Origin of the sequence: Streptococcus sp. 339 (genome assembly GCF_013277285.1) — a bacterium.
Taxonomy (GTDB): domain Bacteria; phylum Bacillota; class Bacilli; order Lactobacillales; family Streptococcaceae; genus Streptococcus; species Streptococcus pseudopneumoniae.
The window spans coordinates 1-16,959 of sequence record NZ_VMMR01000036.1; the positions used below are offsets into that span (position 1 = coordinate 1).

The 16,959-nt window shown below is 40.9% G+C and carries 23 protein-coding genes; all 23 read left to right on the forward strand.

Going from position 1 to position 16,959, the window contains the following annotated elements; all coding sequences use genetic code 11:
- A partial coding sequence (locus tag HT736_RS05295) for a YopX family protein (protein WP_240154024.1) occupies positions 1 to 260 on the forward strand: 260 nt, incomplete at its 5' end.
- The gene (locus HT736_RS05300; protein WP_023933950.1) at positions 257 to 493 is read left to right on the forward strand and encodes a DUF3310 domain-containing protein; all 237 of its coding nucleotides are present in this window, start codon (positions 257 to 259) and stop codon (positions 491 to 493) included. The genes HT736_RS05295 and HT736_RS05300, both read left to right, overlap by 4 nt.
- Positions 486 to 662, forward strand: a complete 177-nt coding sequence (locus HT736_RS05305) for a hypothetical protein (RefSeq protein ID WP_171039873.1) — start codon at positions 486 to 488, stop codon at positions 660 to 662. Before HT736_RS05300 ends, HT736_RS05305 begins: the two co-directional genes overlap by 8 nt.
- Positions 655 to 885 carry a helix-turn-helix transcriptional regulator gene (locus HT736_RS05310; protein ID WP_023940103.1) on the forward strand — a complete coding sequence of 77 codons (231 nt, stop codon included), beginning with the start codon at positions 655 to 657 and terminating at the stop codon, positions 883 to 885. Before HT736_RS05305 ends, HT736_RS05310 begins: the two co-directional genes overlap by 8 nt.
- A gap of 70 nt (positions 886 to 955) precedes the next feature.
- The gene (locus tag HT736_RS05315; RefSeq protein WP_023940104.1) at positions 956 to 1,384 is read left to right on the forward strand and encodes an ArpU family phage packaging/lysis transcriptional regulator; all 429 of its coding nucleotides are present in this window, start codon (positions 956 to 958) and stop codon (positions 1,382 to 1,384) included.
- A 299-nt stretch (positions 1,385 to 1,683) separates the two neighbouring features.
- The gene (locus tag HT736_RS05320) at positions 1,684 to 2,226 is read left to right on the forward strand and encodes a site-specific integrase (RefSeq protein ID WP_001028145.1); all 543 of its coding nucleotides are present in this window, start codon (positions 1,684 to 1,686) and stop codon (positions 2,224 to 2,226) included.
- Positions 2,227 to 2,439: 213 nt separating this feature from the next.
- A complete protein-coding gene (locus tag HT736_RS05325) occupies positions 2,440 to 2,736 on the forward strand; it encodes an HNH endonuclease (protein WP_000573817.1) in 297 nt (98 codons plus the stop codon).
- Between the two features lie 118 nt (positions 2,737 to 2,854).
- Positions 2,855 to 3,193 carry a hypothetical protein gene (locus HT736_RS05330; protein WP_000393459.1) on the forward strand — a complete coding sequence of 113 codons (339 nt, stop codon included), beginning with the start codon at positions 2,855 to 2,857 and terminating at the stop codon, positions 3,191 to 3,193.
- The gene (locus tag HT736_RS05335) at positions 3,190 to 4,830 is read left to right on the forward strand and encodes a terminase TerL endonuclease subunit (RefSeq protein ID WP_023938748.1); all 1,641 of its coding nucleotides are present in this window, start codon (positions 3,190 to 3,192) and stop codon (positions 4,828 to 4,830) included. The genes HT736_RS05330 and HT736_RS05335 overlap by 4 nt, the downstream gene beginning before the upstream one ends.
- A 55-nt stretch (positions 4,831 to 4,885) precedes the next feature.
- Positions 4,886 to 6,034 (forward strand): phage portal protein, encoded by a 1,149-nt coding sequence (locus tag HT736_RS05340; protein ID WP_172930805.1) that lies wholly within the window; start codon positions 4,886 to 4,888, stop codon positions 6,032 to 6,034.
- Positions 6,015 to 6,737: a head maturation protease, ClpP-related gene (locus tag HT736_RS05345; RefSeq protein ID WP_172930806.1), complete on the forward strand. Its 723-nt coding sequence runs from the start codon at positions 6,015 to 6,017 to the stop codon at positions 6,735 to 6,737. Before HT736_RS05340 ends, HT736_RS05345 begins: the two co-directional genes overlap by 20 nt.
- A gap of 18 nt (positions 6,738 to 6,755) precedes the next feature.
- A complete protein-coding gene (locus tag HT736_RS05350; RefSeq protein ID WP_172930807.1) occupies positions 6,756 to 7,871 on the forward strand; it encodes a phage major capsid protein in 1,116 nt (371 codons plus the stop codon).
- Between the two features lie 13 nt (positions 7,872 to 7,884).
- Positions 7,885 to 8,175 (forward strand): hypothetical protein, encoded by a 291-nt coding sequence (locus HT736_RS05355; RefSeq protein WP_000401888.1) that lies wholly within the window; start codon positions 7,885 to 7,887, stop codon positions 8,173 to 8,175.
- The gene (locus tag HT736_RS05360; protein WP_000598693.1) at positions 8,168 to 8,356 is read left to right on the forward strand and encodes a hypothetical protein; all 189 of its coding nucleotides are present in this window, start codon (positions 8,168 to 8,170) and stop codon (positions 8,354 to 8,356) included. The genes HT736_RS05355 and HT736_RS05360 overlap by 8 nt, the downstream gene beginning before the upstream one ends.
- Entirely contained in the window at positions 8,343 to 8,732 is a 390-nt protein-coding gene (locus HT736_RS05365; RefSeq protein ID WP_000830391.1) for a hypothetical protein, read from the forward strand. Before HT736_RS05360 ends, HT736_RS05365 begins: the two co-directional genes overlap by 14 nt.
- Positions 8,725 to 9,123, forward strand: coding sequence for a hypothetical protein (locus tag HT736_RS05370; RefSeq protein WP_172930808.1), 399 nt, complete (start codon positions 8,725 to 8,727; stop codon positions 9,121 to 9,123). The genes HT736_RS05365 and HT736_RS05370 overlap by 8 nt, the downstream gene beginning before the upstream one ends.
- Positions 9,123 to 9,503 carry a hypothetical protein gene (locus HT736_RS05375; protein ID WP_000588569.1) on the forward strand — a complete coding sequence of 127 codons (381 nt, stop codon included), beginning with the start codon at positions 9,123 to 9,125 and terminating at the stop codon, positions 9,501 to 9,503. Before HT736_RS05370 ends, HT736_RS05375 begins: the two co-directional genes overlap by 1 nt.
- A 16-nt stretch (positions 9,504 to 9,519) precedes the next feature.
- Positions 9,520 to 10,116 carry a major tail protein gene (locus HT736_RS05380; RefSeq protein WP_000216339.1) on the forward strand — a complete coding sequence of 199 codons (597 nt, stop codon included), beginning with the start codon at positions 9,520 to 9,522 and terminating at the stop codon, positions 10,114 to 10,116.
- A 45-nt stretch (positions 10,117 to 10,161) separates the two neighbouring features.
- A complete protein-coding gene (locus tag HT736_RS05385; RefSeq protein ID WP_172930809.1) occupies positions 10,162 to 10,455 on the forward strand; it encodes a hypothetical protein in 294 nt (97 codons plus the stop codon).
- A 248-nt stretch (positions 10,456 to 10,703) separates the two neighbouring features.
- Positions 10,704 to 10,934, forward strand: coding sequence for a hypothetical protein (locus tag HT736_RS05390; RefSeq protein WP_000087358.1), 231 nt, complete (start codon positions 10,704 to 10,706; stop codon positions 10,932 to 10,934).
- Positions 10,935 to 10,990: 56 nt separating this feature from the next.
- On the forward strand, positions 10,991 to 15,166 hold the full coding sequence (locus HT736_RS05395; protein WP_172930810.1) for a phage tail tape measure protein: 4,176 nt from the start codon (positions 10,991 to 10,993) through the stop codon (positions 15,164 to 15,166).
- The gene (locus tag HT736_RS05400) at positions 15,166 to 15,864 is read left to right on the forward strand and encodes an adenylosuccinate synthetase (protein WP_023937050.1); all 699 of its coding nucleotides are present in this window, start codon (positions 15,166 to 15,168) and stop codon (positions 15,862 to 15,864) included. Before HT736_RS05395 ends, HT736_RS05400 begins: the two co-directional genes overlap by 1 nt.
- Positions 15,861 to 16,959, forward strand: a 1,099-nt coding sequence (locus HT736_RS05405) for a phage tail spike protein (protein WP_172930811.1), incomplete at its 3' end; no start/stop codon positions are given. The genes HT736_RS05400 and HT736_RS05405, both read left to right, overlap by 4 nt.

Below are 16,959 nucleotides of genomic sequence, written 5' to 3' on the forward strand. Positions count from 1 at the left end.
GACTCAAGGATAAGAACGGGGTGGAGATTTTCGAGGAGGATGTGGTTTCTAGGAATAGTGGAATGCCCAGCGTAGTCAAATTTGGTAAATGGATTTATGAGGAAGATTTTGGATATAAAATAAAAAATATCGGGTTTCACCTTAATTCTAGTTATGATGATGAATGGTTTCAAGCTATGGACTATGAAGATATTCGCAAGAATTATGAAGTCATTGGCAATATCTACGAAAACCCAGAACTTTTGGAGGATAAGGAATGAACCCAGAAATAATTGACAATATAAACAAACCAAGCCACTACCAAGGTGCAAACGGTCTTGAGGCTATCGATGTTGTGCATAACTTCGTTGGGAACCTTTCCGGAGCGTCTGCTTTCTTTTGGGGCAACGCAATCAAGTATATGTTACGGTTTCAAAAGAAAAACGGTCTGGAAGACCTGAAGAAAGCACGCAAGAACCTTGATTGGCTGATTGAGGAGATGGAGCATGAGTGAATACGCATTGTATGAAGGCGACACCTTTATTACCATGGGGACGCTTGCGGAAATCAGCAAAGAAACAGGAATTGCCGAGAGGATGTTGAAGTATTACACTTTTGCATCTACACAAAAACGCCATCCGAATGGTAGGGCAGTCATAAAGATTGAGGTGGATGATGAATGATAAATTAAATCCAAGACAAGCAAGTAGGTTTGCTTTCTTGCTAAAGCAAAAACGTAAGGAAAGGAAGTTGTCACAAGAAAAGTTAGCAGCTAAACTAGGCTATAGTCGCTACCTGATTGCTAAATGGGAGAAGGAGGAAAGTGTACCGAATATTTATAATGTAGAAGATATCTGTACTTACTTTGCTTTTCCTGCTGATATTATTCTCGGGAGTAGGGCATGAAAAAAGCCAGCACAGCTGACTCCTCATGGTATGGTTTCGCATAACTATTATATCATGAGGAGGAGTTCGTGTGCAAATAGAGTTATTGGATATCATCGATGAAAAGAAAACCAGAAAGGAAGCTATCAAAGTCCTAAAAAAATACAGTCGTCTGAGACGGATTGCTGGAGAAGAATACGCCCCCAAAATAACAATATCCTACTCGCTTGAACCAAAATCATCAAGTGGTCAGACAAGTAAGCAGGTAGAAAGCATGGTCTTGCGTAGAGTATCAGCTCAGCAGGATTTAGAACTAATCGCTAAAGCAATCAACAATCTTTCCGATATGGAATATACACGTATCCTAATCGAACGATATTGCAGGAAGAAAAGGAGGGAAGACTACAGCATCTACTCAGAACTAGGCTACTCATCTAGTGAGTATTATCGGATATTAAACAAAGCTCTATTAGAGTTTGCAGAGTCCTATCAAGCAAGCAACCTTTTGGTTTACAAGTGATTTCTGGGAAAATCTTGGGAAAAATCTGGGAAAATCTTGGGAGAATTGGAACGAAAAAAGGTGCTAAAATAGTATTATCCAATGATTGGGTAACGAACAGTCATGAGGACTCCTAAAAATACAGAGGTTTCGGCCTCTTAGACAGTAAGGACAGGTTAGCAGGTTGTTTGGGTCTCCTTGAAACTTTTACCAAGCGTGCGTTTTACTGCTAGACCAGCTGGTTCAATTCCAGCTACTGTCATATTCAATGCCACGACCAGTGGCTTTTTTTGATTATTTGAAAGGTGGTGATACTTGTTTTGAATATTGTAGAACCAATCAGGGATAAAGATGATATACAGGCTATGAAAGATTATCTGAGAGAATGGAATGAGCGTAATTATATTTTATTTCTTTTTGGTATCAATTCAGGTTTGCGAGTTGGTGACATTTTAAAAATTCGAGTAAAGGATGTTCAAGGTTGGTATATCAAACTGAAAGAACAAAAGACTGGGAAGAAGAAAAAGATTAAAATGACTAAAACTCTCAAACGTGAGGTTAGAGAGTATATACAAAATAAACCTCATCATCATTTTTTATTTCAAAGTAGAGTCGGAAAAAATAAACCACTTGATCGTAGGACTGTGGATTGGATTTTAAAAGTTGCTGCATCTGAGTGTGGTATTGAAAATATAGGAACTCATTCAATGAGGAAGACATTTGGATATCATTATTATAAAAAGACAAAAGATATAGCAATGTTGATGAGTTTGTTTAATCATTCATCACCAGCTATTACCTTAAGATATATAGGTATTCGTCAAGATCAACAGGACAAAGCGATGTCAAATTTTGGATTGTAGTTAACCAATTAGACATAACGAGTCAAACGCTAATTCATTTAGTGGATTACTGTATATCCTTATTGTGTCAGGATTTTTGGCGACTGTTTGAATTAGACAGAATATAAGATATGTCTAATTGAACGCTAGAAAATATAGAGTAACAGCAATTTAAAATAAGTATCTTTAAGATAATTATTGACGAAAGATATAATGAACAAAGAATATTAAACAATGATTGAAGTTTCAACTCGAGAAGAACGAAACCAATTTTACAATTCCAGTGAGTGGAGAACGATAAGAAGGCAAGCACTTAAACGAGATCATTACGAATGTGTATGGTGCAGGGATGAAGGCAAGGTCACGACTACTAATTTAGAAGTTGACCATATCAAGGAGCTAGAGTTCTATCCAGAGTTCGCGCTTGATATCGATAACCTACGAACATTGTGCAAGGCATGTCATAATAAAAGGCATGATCGTTTTGATAAGAATGACAGAAATTTCCGAAAAGATGAATGGTGGGGTTAGGTGAACGAATCTTAAACACCCCCCGGTCAAAAAAATCGGAAATTTTCAAAGATGTCGGTAAGCGGTCTGCACTCGACTGTCCAAATTTTTAACAAAAAATTAAAGGGGGTGGGGGGTAATGGAAGAATACTCGGAAAAAAATATAAAAGAATTAGAAAATCAGCTACTTTCTAAAATTGGCTATTTCAGTCCTAGAAAAAAGGATGCGATTCAGTATGAAAAAGTCAATCGCTATCTTTATCTTGTCCGGCTGCTTTATGAGCTGAAAGCTAAACTTCATGAAGACGGACTGGTCATCACTGTTCACAATGGACAACAAAGATTCCAAAAAGCGAATTCTCTCATCAAGGAAATCAACACAACCAGTAATCAGCTTTTGGCTATTGAGCGGTCGTTTGATTTTGATGTTGAAAATTCTCCTGTCGAGAAAGCTACGTCTGGAAGTGATCTGTTATGATTTCTCATCCGCTGGTTGATGACTACATCAAAATGGCTGAGAATGGAGAAGTTGTTGTCAACAAGGAAAGGAAGTTGCTGTTTAAAATCATCAAGGAGAAAATCTATCCTCGTGATGATTTGTATTTTGATAATGACTTGATTGATAAGTTCATTCGGTTTGCGGAAAAGAATTTTTTCCCTCTGGCTAAGTATCAACTTTTCTTGACACCGTTCATTTTTCTTTTTCGGAAGGTAGACGAGGAACCACACTTTGACGAGTATCTATACACACTTGCTCGTGGGGGTGGTAAGAATGGTTTTATGTCAGCAAGGTCATCGTTTTTTATCAGCCCTATCTACCCTATCAGAGATTACGATGTGACTATCACTGCTAACTCTGAGAAACAGGGTAAGGTTTCGTTTGAGGAAGTTTATGAGACTATCCAAAGGCGTGGTCTTGAGGACCATTTCTATCTGACTAAAATGTCTATCACAGGTCGAGCGAACAACTCGGTCTTTTCTTTTCGGACGAATAATCCGAAGACTATGGACTCTGCTCGTGATGGTTGTCTTGAGTTTGATGAGATTCACCAATTTGAAAATGATAAGGCTGTGAAGGTTCAAAGGTCTGGTCTTGGTAAGATTGCTCATGTCAGGACTTTCTACAACGGTACGAATGGGTATGTGCGCGAGGGGTTCTATGACAAGCTGATAGAGAAGTCTATGCAAATCTTGAATGGAGAGGTTGATGATTTCAGACTCTTCCCTTTTATCTGCAAGCTTGATAGTGCGGATGAGGTGGATGACATGAAGAATTGGCCGAAAGCAAATCCGATGTTGGATGAAAGCACGCCTTACGCTAAGAGGTTGCTTGCTAGAACTAAGGCTGACTATGATGACCTTGAGCTGGAGCCGTCTGGTCGTCAGGAGTTCATGACTAAACGGATGAATCTTCCTGAAGCAGACCTTGAGAAAGATGTGACGACTCGTGAAAGATTACTTGCTTGTTTACGTTCGCCTGGTATTGACTTGTTGGGTAAGTCCTGTGTCGCAGGATTTGACTATGCTAGCATTCGAGATTTTGCGAGTGTTGGTTTGTTGTTTAAGAACGGAGATGAGTTTATCTGGAAACAACATTCATTTGCTCGTAAAGCATTTTTGAAAGCTTTTAAACTTAAAGCTCCTATTCAGGAATGGGCAGATAGAGGCTTATTTACAATTGTGGACGGACCTAGTATTGACCCTCGTTTATTGGTCGAAAAATTGAATGAATGGAGTAAGTTTTATCAGATTGAGCTTGTATGTGCAGATGGTTTCAGAATGGACTTGTTAAAACCTCTTTTGGAAGAGGCTGGTTTTGAATATGAGTTCTTGAGAAATCCTGGGGCGATTCAATCCAAGGTTGCGCCAATCATTGAAGACGGATTTGCTAATGAACGATTTATCTTTGAGAATGATAATTCTATGATTTGGTATACGGATAATACCTACGTCAAAGAGGACAAGGATGGCAATAAGCGTTTCTTGAAGAAAGAGCCCGTCAGAAGAAAGACGGATGGTTTCCATGCCTTGATTGCTGCTCTATACAAACGTGAGCTTGTACATGAGTCGAACGTTGGGGAATTCCTCGATATGTTAGAGGATTGGGAGTTTTAATCTAAGAATAAATTTTGGGTGGTAGGTTGGTAATTGGATAGGAAGGAGGGGAAGCATGGGGTTCTTAAATTTATTTAAGCGTGATGCGCCTGATGTTGGTTTTGATTTTGAAGAGTTGGAACGAATGTTGGGGTGTTTGCAGTTAAAGAGTTTAGCGATTGATAAGTCGGCGGAGTTTGTGGCTCGTATCTTTGCTAAGTCGGAATTTCGGTATATGGTGGAGAATCATCATGTGACGTCAGACTGGGATTATATTTTAAATGTGCGTCCCAATAAGAATGAGTCGGCCTCGGAGTTCTGGCAGAAGGTCATTTATCGCTTATTGACGAAAAACGAAGTACTCATTGTTTTGTCTGATGATAAGCAGTTACTGGTAGCTGATGCTTTTACTCGTAGGTGTTATGCTCTGTATGATGACACCTTTGAGATGGTGTCTGTCGGGGATTATACATTTCAGAGGAAGTTTGCTATGAGTGATGTCATCTTTCTTCAGTATAATAACAATCGCTTGCAAGAATATGTATCTGACTTGTTTTCTGATTATGAAAAACTACATACTCGTCTGGTGGAAGCCTTAGCTAGAAATAATCAGATCCGTGGGGTTCTGGCTACAAAAGCGAATGGAACTTTTGATGAGGATAAGAGAAAGAAACTGCAGAGATATGCGGACAATCTTTTTAAGTCCTTTACGTCTAAGACGGTTGCCATTGTACCGACAATGGATGGTGTGGAGTATTCGGAGTTGACCAATACGGTAGGAACTACAAATCTATCAGTTGAAGAGTTGAAGAAACTGAGACGTCAATTTGATGACGAGGTTGCGGATATATTAGGTTTGCCGACGGCTTTGATGCATGGAGATATGGCTGATTTGTCTAATAGCCAGAAGATGTTTAACAGTTATTGTTATGAATCGCTGGTTAAAAAAGTGGGTGACGCTCTAAACCATGCTATCGTGAGCTCGGTTGGATACGCTAATCAGAAAAAATTTGTGATTTTTGGTGAGGGGGGACTGGATAAGTTTGCTCTGGCTGAGAACATAGATAAACTCATCTCATCTGGGGCTATGACTCGAAATGAGGTGAGATTGGAACTTGGTCTTGAGGCTGTTCCTGGTGGGGATTCTTTCCTTATCACTAAGAACTATCAGGGTGAAAACGAAATAGAGAAAGGAGGAAATGAGGATGACAATCATTCAGATTAAGGGAGCGATTGTATCCAATGATGACCGCTGGTTTTATGATTGGATAGACATGGATGCAACTGCTCCTAAGGATATTGTATTGCCGACGACGGGAGAAGATGTGGAGGTGCACATCAATTCTGGTGGTGGTGATGTGTATGCTGGTAGTGAAATCTATACAGCATTGCGTGCTTATCAGGGGCATGTGACGGTGAAAATCGTGGGGATTGCTGCTAGTGCTGCGAGTGTTATCGCTATGGCTGGTGATCAGGTGGAAATTAGTCCTACAGCGCAAATCATGATCCATAATGTATCTGCTGGTGTACGTGGTGACCATAAGGCGCTCTTGCATGAGGCTGGTGTGTTAGAAGGGTTTAATAAGTCCATCGCATATGCCTATATTGATAAGACTGGTAAGGCATTAGATGATTTACTGGATCTAATGGAGGGTGAAACGTGGTTTGATGCTCGTTCTGCTGTTAATCATGGCTTCGCAGATAAGGTCATGTTTGAAAGTCAGGAAGCTCCTGTCTTGGTAGCTAGTCAGACACCTGTGATTCCTCGTGATTTTATCGAAAAAATCCGATCTGCGATGGCCCCAGATGTGGAGTTATTGGCGGACTTGGTTCGTGATAGGTTGAATAACAGTTTACCTATCCCAGAAGATAAGAAAAAAGAAGACAAGACGGCTGAACCTGTGGGGTTGGGTCGTTTCCCATTTTAAGAAAGGAAATAAAAAACAATGATGAAACTTGGTAATGAATTTACAACTGCTCGTCAGAACTTTATGAATGCAGTAGAAACTGGTGCTCCTATGGAAGAGCAAAATAAGCTCTATAACGAGATGATTGAGGCATTGACAGATAAGTTGCAAGATGATGCTCGAGAAGCTGCTCGTAAAGAAATCGCAACTATGAATCCATACGATGCACAGTTGACTGCTGAAGCTCGCGAATTTTTCAACAACATTGAGAAACTTCCTCCCAAAGGAATTGAGAAATTGTTCCCTCAGGAAATAATTGACCGGATTTTTGAGGATATGGTGGCAGCCCGTCCACTTCTTCAACACATCGGCTTGCGTAATGCTGGTATTCGTTTGAAATTCCTCAAGTCTAGTCGTATAGGTCAAGCGGTTTGGGGTAAAATCAATGCTGAAATTCAAGGACAATTGAAACAAGAATTTGCTGAAGAAGAAGCGATTCAGTCTAAATTGACTGCTTTTGTTGTAATCCCTAAAGACTCTGAAAAGTTTGGTCCTGCTTGGCTACAGTCTTACGTATCCATTCAAATTACAGAGGCCTTTGCAGCTGCTCTTGAAGCTGGTTATTTAAATGGTGATGGGGACAACAAGCCTATCGGGTTGTCTCGTACTCTTACAGGGACTGCAGAAAGTGAAAAAGTAACTTATGCTGAGAAACAAGCTCAGAAAAAACCATTGACTTTCGCAGACTCTGCTACCGTGGTAAAAGAGTTGACGGAGGTTTATAAATACCATTCTACAAAAGCTGACAATACCACTCCTGTTGCAGTAGAAGGTAATTTGGTTATGGTAGTGAACCCTGTAGATGCCTGGGATGTGAAGAAGCAATATACGTCTCTCAATGCTCAGGGTGTATATGTAACAGCTATGCCTTATAACCTCATCTTGGTTGAGTCGGTTGCTCAAGCGTCTGGTAAGGTGACTACATTTGTCAAAGGTCGCTACGATGCCTTTGTAGGTGGGGGGATTGAATTTGGACGATTTACCGAAACCTATGCTTTAGAAGACTTGAATCTCTACACTGCTAAGCAATTTGCTTATGGTAAAGCGCATGATGAAAAGACTGCTGCTGTGTGGACACTGAATATTGGAAAATAAAAGGTGACTAAGGATGGAGATTGAAGCTAAACTTCATTCCCTCCTTGATCCTTTTAAGGAGCGGATGAGAATTTTTCATAGCGGAGAAGATGCGAATCTCTCACGGATGTTAGAAAGTTCTCAAATGGTTATTACCCGCTTGGTAGGAAGTGGGAATATACACGATCATCAAATAAGGGAACTTATCTTAGAACGTGCTCGCTATGTCTATAATGACCAAGTTGAATTTTTTTACGAAAATTTCAAAGCGGATATTTTAGCATTATCGTTAGATAAGATAGAAATGGAGGATAGTGATGATTAAGGTATTAAAAGAGTTTTATGACCTCAAGGAGGGAGTCCTTAGGCAAGTCGGAGAAAGGTTTGAAGCGACAGAAGAACGATTTGCTGAGCTAAAGGAACATTTACCTGACTATGTCGAGTTGGAAAAGTCGTCCAGAAGTCGTAGCTCTAAGGAAGTAGTGAGCGTAAATGAAGAGGAGTGAGGGACCAAGCTATCGTTACAAAAAGCCTGAGTCTCAAAATGGAGACCTGAGAACTCCCCTGACTTTCTATACCTCTAAAATAAAAAAAGGGGTTGATGGTCGTGATGTGAGTTACGAGAAGGCTTTTTATACGATGGGGCAAACTTATTCTCCAAGTATGAAAGACGTTGAGATTGCAACTGGAAAAGCGATGAAAGCTAAGATGACTTTGAAGATTCGTGACCCTCTGACAGATTATCAGCCTGAAAATCGGCATTTTGTCGAAGTGGGGGATATCCGTCTAGTTGGTAAGAAATGGCAAATCATTGATGTCCGTCCTGATTTTGCTAATCGGGATTTTTTGATTGTCCTTATCGGAGGTGGTCGTGATGTCTAGTGGAGCTAATCTAAAAGGATTTGATGATATTTTGAGGAATATTGAGGCTCGACTAGGAGAGCCGATAGTTCGTAGAAAGGTCAACAGAGCCTTGAAGGAGACGGTTGAGGAGTTTGAGCCAACTTTCAAACGGGCTATGGCGGTGTACGCTGACACTGGGAAGACGGTTGGTGCGGTCGTTCATGGGAATGTGACTGGTACATCCAGCGGAGTTCCAATGGTTAAATTAGGTTTTAAAAGTCCTCGTTGGACTATTATTCACTTAAATGAATTTGGCTATGCAAAGAATGGGCATCCTCGTGGTTTCGGAGTCATGCGCCGCTTTTTTGAAGCGAGTAAGCCGGTCTTTAAGTCTAAAGTCGGCATGAAGTTAAAACAGGAGTTTTTGTAATGATTAAAGACAAATTAACTGAACTCTACGATGCTTTGGAAGAGGATGAGTCTTTATCTGGTATTAGTATCAAGTCTTTTGAGCGTCCTGAGAGCTTGGGAGATGGCGAGACCAGTATTGTCATTATCCCTGTAGGGCCTCCAATGCAGACGGCTCACGGTAGTAATACTAGTTTGGCTAAGACTTTTCTCTATCAAATCAATGTAGAGTCTACTAATCGAGTGGAGTGTAAAGAACTCCAAGGAAGAATTGAAAAAATAATGGAAGAACAGGGATTTTATCAGACTGAAGGTGGTTTGGAACAATGGATTCCTGATATTAAGCGCTATGTAGACGTTCGGACTTATCGTGGTATGAGCGCTCTATATGAGAAATACTAGAAAGAAGGAAAAAGAAATGACAGTAAAAGGAACTGCACTTATCGGACTTAAATCAGTCACCATTCGTGTGCATGATGGACAGACTCCAACGGTTGGACAGAACCTCTTCACGCTAGAAGGTAAAGATAATGAAGGGGCTACACAGACCGCTAGAGTAACTGGATTATCTAGTGACCCTGTAAAGACTTATGGTAGTAATGTGGCTTATCACGTCTCCAATCGAGGAGTCGGTGATGTTAAGGTAGAGATGGGCTTGCTTGATGTCCCATTAGCTTTATATACGAATGCTTTGGGGTATGGCGATGATGATGGTATCTATTACTTCGGTGCAGACACAGTTGCCAAGAATGTTTCCATTCTCATTGAAAGTAATACTGCTGATGGGGAACCTGTTTACTATGGTTTTTATAAAGGTCAGCTTTCTATGGATGCTATTGATTTTGAAACGCTCAAGGATAAGGCGAATGAGTTAGCTACTACTAGTGTGAATTTCACTGCGACAGCTAGTTCAGACGTTGCAACTAAGGGGCGTTATGGTGCTATTGTTTATGGTTCAGATGCTGAAAAGTTGAAGAAATTGAAAGGTCAACTAAACATAACCGCTGCGGGGTAGAAGGAGGGCGAAAGCTCTCTTTTACTTTTTTAGAAAGGAAAGTATATGGCTAAGGTTCAATTTACAATTAAAAATGACAAGGGAGAAGATGTCCTAAAAAAGAGCAAAGAAATCACAACTCGTGATTATCGTGACTATTTGGTCATGAACGAATCCTTGACAAGTGATTTATCTGAGGCAGAGAAGCTTGATAAGCAGTTGGGATTTATTGCTAGTTTGTTTGATGATGTGACAGTAGAACAATTACTAGAATACACAGATTTTGCGAAAGTGATTTCTATTTTTACAGCAATTTATGCTCATCTGGTAGGTGATGTAGACCCAAAGGAAAAGAGCTAGCACCTGGGCAAGCGATCAAACGTTTTTATGGTTTTGTCAAGCAAGTTACAGAGGGTCCTTATGGAATGAGCATTCGCGATGTGATGGATACGAGTTGGGAGGACTTGATGGGGGTCTTGGGAAGTCTGGAAACGAGTGAACAAGAAGAAGTGCTTGACTTGGCAGATTTTTTAGAAAGTCTCTAGGTCAAGACTTTACAAATCAAAGGCTTAGGAATATAATAGAGATATGTAAGGGAGGTGGAAGAAATGTCTCGAAAAGAAAAAGCATGTAGAAGATATTGGTTTTGGTTTACCATTTTTATCCTTTATCTTGCTTTTGGCTTGTATTGTATTTGTACAAATTTTGTAGATATCTTTGGTATGCTCTTGCTATCACCCTTTATCTTTGCTTCCCTGCCACTCTATGCTTATCTATTTCTTGGTATGTTTATCTGGGCTTTTATGAACATGGCAATGGATGATTTTTATAAAGAATGATGAAAAGTCCGTAAGGGCTTTTTTCTTTGCTCTGAGGAGTTAGGAAGGAGAACAAGATGGCAAGCGGTACGCCGTTAGGTCAGATGTATATCGAGCTAGGGTTGGACGTGTCAAAGTTCAGTCCTACTCTAACTGGTGCAAAAAACGCTGTAAAGTACTTTCAAAATAATGTTCGTTCTTTGGACAGTACTTTAAAAGGCAATGAAAAAAATGCTAGCTTACTTCAAGCAAAATACAAGACTTTAGGACAAGCCATTGATTCACAACGTAAAGTTTTGGATGAGATGAAGAAAAGTTTTGATAAACTTGAACCGGGGACAGCTAAATTTGACAAGGCTGCTGCTGATATTCAGCGTGAGAATGCTAAGTTGGCAGTAATGGAAGGTCAGCTACGCGGTGTTGAAAAAGCTTTGCAAGATGTGGGGCGTGAAAATAGTTGGTCTGGTAAGATGGATACCTTGAGTGAAAATTTTGCAAAAGGTGGAGAAAAATTGCGGGCTATGGGCGATGCAATGAAGCCTGTGTCTGCTGCTTTATTAGCTGGTTTTACGCTTTCTACTAAGAAAGCTATTGACTTTGAAAGTCAGATGAATACAACTAAATCTCTGTTAGCAGATACTATTCCAACAGCGGATGAACTGAACAGTACCACACAAAAGCTGGGTGAAAGTTCAAAAAATTGGGCGAAGCAGTATGGGATTTCTACTGCATCTATCAATGAAGGGATGCAAGAAATTATCAAGAAAGGTTTTGATGCCAATCAGACAATCGAAGCCATGCCTGCTATCCTAGACGCTGCAAAGGCGTCTGGTGAGGACTTCAATACGGTTATGAACGCCACTACGAATATTTTGCAACAATTTGGGCTATCTACTCAGGATACAGAGCGAGTAACCAATAGCTTAACCTTTGTCGCCAATAAAACGGCTGCTGGTTTTGCTGATATGGGGGCTGCAATGGAGTATGTTGGTCCCGTTGCTAAAAACGTTGGTATGAACTTGGAAGAGACTGCCGCTGCTGTTGGTCTTTTGTCCAACAATGGTATTGCTGGTGAAAAGGCTGGTACGGCTCTGCGTGGAGCTTTAACAAGGCTACTGAAACCATCAGAGCAAAATGCAAATGCAATGGAGAAGCTTGGTTTTTCTGCAGAAGAATTTCGTAGCGGCGCGATTAAGCTACCTGATATTTTGGATCGTATCAAAAAGAATACGGAAGGGATGACAGATGCTCAGAAATCGGCCTTGATTGCTACAGCCTTTGGTACAGAAGCTCAGACAGCGATGAATATCTTGGTTGACCAAGGTGGAGATGCGTTGCGTAATCTTGCTAACGAAACCAAGGGGGCGACAACTTATACCAAGGATTTAGCAAATGAATTATCTAAGTCTTCTAAAAATGGTGTGGAACGTTTTAAATCTAGTTTAGAAGTTTTACAGATTAACATTGGTCAGAAATTATTACCATTACTAACTCCTGTGATTGATAAGGTGAACCAATTTATCGACTGGCTAAGTAAGGCTCCTCCAGCCGTACAGAGCTTGGCGGTTGGTATTGGTGGTTTTTTGGCTCTGGGCTACCCTTTCTTGAACTTTCTAGGCAATGGGGCGACGGCTCTTAGTATTTTGATAAAACATGCCGGTAAATTAGAAGGACTATTAAAGGGCGGTCTCGGTCTTGCTAAATTGACAGAGCGTGCTGGTAAATTAAAAGGACTTTTACAAGGTGGTCTCGGTCTTGCTAAGGTAGGAAGCGAAGCCACTGTTTTAGCGGAAGGAGCTGGCGCTGCTGCATCTAGTTCTAGTCTCTTGTCTGGAGCCATTGGGGCTTTGACAAATCCTATTGGTTTGCTGGTGGGTGGTGCTGCTTTACTAGCTGGAGGATTGGTCTATCTAGGACATAAGAAAGACGAGGCTCGCATTAAGGCGGAGGAATTTGGGTCTCAGTTGAGTGATACTGCAAGGAAAGAGTTAAGAGATTTCCAAAGTAAGGTAGATGATACCAGTACAGCAGTAGCCAACTTTGGAACCCACGCTGGCGATGCTGAAAAAGTTTCTGAAGCTTTTCGAAAACTTCATGAAGAGGTAGCAGCAGGTGCTGAAAAAGCTAATCAACGTATGGAAGAATTAGCTAAAAAGTTGGGGTTTAGCGATGAAGAAATCGCTAAAATGAAAGTAAAAAATGACCAAGTTGTTTCAAATACCGATGCAATGGCTAATCAGGTCAGTGAAATCTACAAACGTCATAATGGAGACGCTAGCAAGTTTTCTCAAGAAGAAAAAGAAATCGTCTTAAACAACCAAAGAGAGATGATCAAAGCTAGAATCGAAATGATGGAATTATCTGGCGAACAACAAAAGGCTGCGCTTCAGGCTCTGAATGGAGAGATTGGTAGTTTAAATGAAACGCAATTAAAGCACACAAGAGATGTTTTGAAGAAGGCTCTGGATGAAGAAAATCAGTTATACAAAACCTCAAAAGATGGATTGAAACAACTCTTAGATGCCAAACGTATCGATCAAGAAACTTACAATAAAAAAATTCAAGAACTTGAAACAAACCACCAGCAAACCATGGAAGCCTTAGGTACTAAGTATTACCAGGTTATGCAAAACCTTGACGCTAAGGTAAAAGCTCGAACTGGACAAAGCTGGAACTACTGGGAAGAAGCTAAAAAGGTTCTGGAAGAATATGGTTTGTCTTATGAAGTAATCGGTCAAAAGGCAGCAGAAGCTTCTCAAAAAATGGGTGATTCCCATAGCATTCTTGCTAAGTATACTAGTGATATGAGCAAGGAAACGAGAGAAGCGAATGATGCTTGGTCTTTGCTCGTCGGAAACATTGATGAAAACAACAATTTTGTCATTAAATCAAACGTAAAAGAAGTGATTGGGGAAGCGACTAAATCTGCTGAGGGTTGGGAGCAATTGCAATTTATTGTTAAAAATGCGAATATCAACTCAAATGCTCGGGTAACGATTGCTGAAGCTCTCGTTGAGTCTGGTAAGTGGTCAACCATGACACTGGAAGAAAAACAGTTGATTGTCCAAAATCAAGCAGGACTGCAAGCTATCTTTGATAGTGAAAACCATCTTAGAATCTGGAACAGTATGCCTGCTGAAGTCAAGCAACTGCTTTTGGAAAATACAGATGTGATGAATAAGGCTGAGGAAGCTTCCAAAGCGCTCTATAACTATGATGCCTTGACTCCTAAGCAGAAAGAGTTGCTGGCTACGGATGAGAATTTCAGAAAGGCTGTTGCTCGTTCGACTGACACGCTAACAACTTGGAATGCAACTACTCCATTTACAAAAGATTTGAAACTAGATCCTACAAATGTTTTGAACAACGGGCAATTGTCAATCGATAAAATCATGGCTTGGAATCTATCTAATCCAGAGAATAAGTCATTAAATGCTATTGACAATACTAGTGAAGCAGTTGCTAGTGCAAAAGCGAGTGTGAACTCTCCGAAACAGGAAAAACCAATTGATTTACTTGCGAAAGATCAGACTGCAGGCGTTAGAAATGAGACGAGTGCGGCTATTAATGCGATTAAGCAACATAATCCAGTAGATATCCTTGCTAAAAATAGCACTTCCAGTACTGTCAGCGAGGTCAAAAGCGTCGTTAATAGCATTCAAGACAAAACGGTTACAATCAGCGCTCAAGATAATGCGTCTGGCGTGCTTGCAGGCATTAGGACTTGGATTACTAGGGTAACTGGTGATTTCTTTACCAATGTTTTTGCTAGTCGGCATGCCCACGGTACCAACTATCACCCTGGTGGTCTTGCTATGGTCAATGACCAACGCAATAGTACCTACAAGGAATTGGTTACTCTTCCAGATGGTAGGAGCTTCATTCCTGAGGGGAGGGATGTTCTTCTTCCTCTTCCTAAAGGGGCTAAAGTTTTGCGGGCGGATAAGACCAAACGCTTGATGCGTGAGATGGGGGTCCCTAAATATGCTGCAGGAGTTGGCATTCCGAGTGATGCTAAATTCCTTCGTGAGATGGAAGAAGCACAAGCTAAAATAGTGGTGCAAACAAAAGGAGATACAAATAGTAAAGACAGCGATAAAGTCGTGTCTGAGATAGCGATTCTGAGAGCAAGTATGGAGAAGATCCTTACCGCTATCCTTGAAAAGCCGTCAGATACTTACCTGGACGCTGATAAAATTTCAATGAGCGTCTACCAACGTCAAGGTGCGATTTACGCTAGGGAGGGAATGTAATGTTTTATATGATTATCAATGGTTTCAATACATCAACTATCCCTCACTGCGTGGTGACGGATTTTGGTCAGGTGGAGGCAGCTAAACCTAGGGTGGTTGAAGATGCTAACCTCTACGGAGCCAACGGAAGTTATCGAGTGCTGGATGGTGGCTATGAGAGTTATGAACGGACTTTTTCGTTCTATATTCCTAAGTTACTGGATGTTTCGACTATCGTGGAGAAATTTCAGCCTAAGGACAATGTGCTGGAGTTTAGCTACCAGTTGGGTTCTGTCTTTTATGCGGATTTTATTGGTGCAACCTATAGCCCTCATGGGATGCATGCCTGGAAGCTAGAGCTTAAGCTGAGTATGCAACCGTTCCGCTATCAGAAAAATCTTGCTCCTCTTATCTTTACCGCAAGCGGTAATGTCAACAATCCAGGCTCTGTCTATAGCGAGCCTGTGATTGAGATTGAGGGAGACGGCGATATTTCTTTGACTATCGGACGGACAACCATGCACTTGACCATTAGACGAAAAGTGACCATTGATTGTAGGCATAAGAAACAGAATATTTACAATGCAGATGGCGCGGTTCAAAATACGCTACGAAAACGTGGAGGCTTCTTTGAGTTGGCAGTCGGTAGTAACGGTCTGGTCTTTACTGGTGCGGTTCGTAAGGTCACAGTTCGGCCGAATTGGAGGTATATTTTATGATTTATCTTACAGAGGGAAATAGGCCTTTAAACGAGGCCTACAATGATGAAATTGTCCATTTGGGGAACAATACCTATCAACTGACCTTTCGTTTTCCTACATCGGATCCCAAGTGGGAATTGCTGAAAGAGGAAACTTTTCTGACTGCAGATGACCTGCATGGTGAGCAGGATTTTTATATTTTTGAGGTTGAAAAGCAACAAGGATATATTCAAGTCTATGCCAATCAGGTTATCAGTTTGTTAAATAATTACATCGTTAGCTCTATCGAGGTTGACCGTGTCAGTGGGACAAGGGTGTTGAGTGCTTTTGCTGGTAGTATTACCAGAGCCAATCCTTTTTCTTTCTTCTCTGATATTGATGATAGGCATACGCTCAATATCAAGGACAAGAATGCCATGGAGGTCTTGGCCAAAGACAAGCATTCTATCCTAGGTCAGTGGGGCGGAGATATGGTGCGAAACGGTTACAACTTACGCTTGTTAAAAAATGGCGGTTCTGAAAATGAATCGCTTTTTATGTACAAGAAAAACCTGTCTAGCTACCAGCATAAGACCTCTACCAAATCGCTGAAAACTCGGATAACCTTTAAAACGACTGTTAAGGGCGAGGGAGAAAATGCGGTTGACCATGATTATATGGTGGTGATTGACAGCCCCTTACTTGGGAACTACAGCCAAATCTATGAAGATGTCGTGGAGGTCAATGACCAAGACGTGACAGATGAGGCTAGCTTGATTGCATATGGTAAGCAGTATTTTCGGACAAGTATGTGCGACATGCTAGAAGATAACCTTGAAATCTCGGTTGTCGGTCAGAGTGATGTTGCGGTGCAGATGTTTGATGTGGTCAGTATCTACCATGAGTGGTACGGTCTTGATGTTCGTAAGAAAATCACCAAATACACCTATTCGCCAATGGCAAAACGCCTAAAATCAATAGGTTTTGGGACCTTCCAGTCCAGTCTTGCAAATGCGATCGGTGGGATTGTAAATGATGCCGTTTTGAATGAAAGCCGAAATCTGCATCAGATTTTTGAAGAACGTTTGAAAAAGGAAATCGCCAACGCTGACCGTGCCTTTGACGCTGAATTTA

Excerpts from the sequence above, each read along its gene's own strand:
- HT736_RS05340 (WP_172930805.1), top strand. The coding sequence starts at position 4,886 with ATGGGGTTCTTAAATTTATTTAAGCGTGATGCGCCTGATGTTGGTTTT.
- HT736_RS05355 (WP_000401888.1), top strand. The coding sequence starts at position 7,885 with ATGGAGATTGAAGCTAAACTTCATTCCCTCCTTGATCCTTTTAAGGAG.
- HT736_RS05380 (WP_000216339.1), top strand. The coding sequence starts at position 9,520 with ATGACAGTAAAAGGAACTGCACTTATCGGACTTAAATCAGTCACCATT.
- HT736_RS05300 (WP_023933950.1), top strand. The coding sequence starts at position 257 with ATGAACCCAGAAATAATTGACAATATAAACAAACCAAGCCACTACCAA.
- HT736_RS05335 (WP_023938748.1), top strand. The coding sequence starts at position 3,190 with ATGATTTCTCATCCGCTGGTTGATGACTACATCAAAATGGCTGAGAAT.
- HT736_RS05400 (WP_023937050.1), top strand. The coding sequence starts at position 15,166 with ATGTTTTATATGATTATCAATGGTTTCAATACATCAACTATCCCTCAC.
- HT736_RS05305 (WP_171039873.1), top strand. The coding sequence starts at position 486 with ATGAGTGAATACGCATTGTATGAAGGCGACACCTTTATTACCATGGGG.
- HT736_RS05325 (WP_000573817.1), top strand. The coding sequence starts at position 2,440 with ATGATTGAAGTTTCAACTCGAGAAGAACGAAACCAATTTTACAATTCC.
- HT736_RS05365 (WP_000830391.1), top strand. The coding sequence starts at position 8,343 with ATGAAGAGGAGTGAGGGACCAAGCTATCGTTACAAAAAGCCTGAGTCT.
- HT736_RS05385 (WP_172930809.1), top strand. The coding sequence starts at position 10,162 with ATGGCTAAGGTTCAATTTACAATTAAAAATGACAAGGGAGAAGATGTC.
- HT736_RS05395 (WP_172930810.1), top strand. The coding sequence starts at position 10,991 with ATGGCAAGCGGTACGCCGTTAGGTCAGATGTATATCGAGCTAGGGTTG.
- HT736_RS05310 (WP_023940103.1), top strand. The coding sequence starts at position 655 with ATGAATGATAAATTAAATCCAAGACAAGCAAGTAGGTTTGCTTTCTTG.
- HT736_RS05360 (WP_000598693.1), top strand. The coding sequence starts at position 8,168 with ATGATTAAGGTATTAAAAGAGTTTTATGACCTCAAGGAGGGAGTCCTT.
- HT736_RS05375 (WP_000588569.1), top strand. The coding sequence starts at position 9,123 with ATGATTAAAGACAAATTAACTGAACTCTACGATGCTTTGGAAGAGGAT.
- HT736_RS05390 (WP_000087358.1), top strand. The coding sequence starts at position 10,704 with ATGTCTCGAAAAGAAAAAGCATGTAGAAGATATTGGTTTTGGTTTACC.
- HT736_RS05330 (WP_000393459.1), top strand. The coding sequence starts at position 2,855 with ATGGAAGAATACTCGGAAAAAAATATAAAAGAATTAGAAAATCAGCTA.
- HT736_RS05345 (WP_172930806.1), top strand. The coding sequence starts at position 6,015 with ATGACAATCATTCAGATTAAGGGAGCGATTGTATCCAATGATGACCGC.
- HT736_RS05370 (WP_172930808.1), top strand. The coding sequence starts at position 8,725 with ATGTCTAGTGGAGCTAATCTAAAAGGATTTGATGATATTTTGAGGAAT.
- HT736_RS05350 (WP_172930807.1), top strand. The coding sequence starts at position 6,756 with ATGATGAAACTTGGTAATGAATTTACAACTGCTCGTCAGAACTTTATG.